This is a genomic window from Psychrobacter sp. T6-1 (assembly GCF_052258445.1).
In genome coordinates this window covers 1-1,217 of the sequence record NZ_JBQQFC010000497.1, presented here as the reverse complement: position 1 = coordinate 1,217, position 1,217 = coordinate 1, and the positions used below count along the sequence as shown (strand labels likewise).

The following is a 1,217-nucleotide window of genomic DNA, read 5'->3' as shown; positions in this document are numbered from 1 at the left end:
TCGGCAGCGATTCTATCGGCTTCGGCTTTTTCGGCAGCGATTCTATCGGCTTCGGCTTTTTCGGCAGCGATTCTATCAGCTTCGGCTTTTTCAGCAGCGATTCTATCGGCTTCGGCTTTTTCGGCAGCGATTCTATCGGCTTCGGCCTTTTCGGCAGCTATTTTCTCAGCAACTAATGTACTCAATGTAGATTGTGCGTCTGTTGCGCTAGCTTCTTTGTTCGCTTCAGCATAGGCAGCTGCTTGTTGATCCGTTAATCCAGCTGTTTTAGCGGCTGCTAACAATTCTAGACGATTAGTTTCGATATTTTCTAACCGTTCTGCCTCAGCTTTTTCAGCCTCAGTTTGCTCTACTATTGGAGGTAGCTTTGTAGCTGGGTCTGAAAAGTTATTACTACCGCTGCTGCTACAGGCAATAATACTTACTGTTAGAACAGCAAGTAAACTTGCTCTCGATAAATACTTTAGATTCATTTTTTTCTCCATTTGAACAAAGGTGTTTGTAATATGTCGATAGAAGAGTTTCGTTCGGTTTGCTCTAGAATAGCTCTTGAAATATATTCGGTTTTAATATGTTACTACATTGTATACAAAAGTGTACAGTAATAATTAAATGTTTGTTTGTTGTTAATTTTTTAATTAATTATTTTGGTTTTATTGTGCATCGACCTACAGGCATTGAAAACCTATCTAAATACTTATTACAAAGAGAAGTTAATTTACTTCATTGTTTTACATAACTTACTTATTTAAAAATTAGGAACTTGCACAATTATGAATAATTCGGCAGAACTTTGCAGATTATCAAAATAAGAGCTACACATTAGTTCTTAGAATAACGAAATTATTGGCATCTAATCATTATGATTGATTATCATGAATTTTATTCATCTTATCTTTAAATAACATCGTTTTTATTCATGTCATGTTCAAGGTATGATTCATCCCATACACAAATTAGCTTTTATCTGATGCCTCGAGGCGAGAGCTATCAGAGTAGTAAAGGGGATTATCATGACACAGCCATTTACCTATACCATATCCAGCATTCGCTTCGATGAAAACTATCAGCCCGCAGACAGCACGCGTCTGACCACGAACTTTGCCAACTTGGCGCGTGGCGAGAGTCGTCAAGACAACCTACGCAAAACGCTGGCGATGATTAACAATCGCTTTAACGATCTTGCGCATTGGGATAACCCGTCAGCCAACCGTTAC

The 1,217-nt window shown here is 38.5% G+C and carries 1 protein-coding gene and 1 pseudogene; one reads left to right on the top strand and one right to left on the bottom strand.

What is annotated here, in order from left to right:
* Positions 1-473 (bottom strand): annotated as a pseudogene (locus ACTXGO_RS14100) (hypothetical protein); the annotation flags it as partial.
* Positions 474-1,013: 540 nt separating this feature from the next.
* On the opposite strand from ACTXGO_RS14100, the gene ACTXGO_RS14095 reads away from it, so the two are divergent.
* Positions 1,014-1,217 (top strand): putative oxygenase MesX (locus ACTXGO_RS14095; RefSeq protein ID WP_443574958.1); only part of this gene is annotated, 204 nt, incomplete at its 3' end.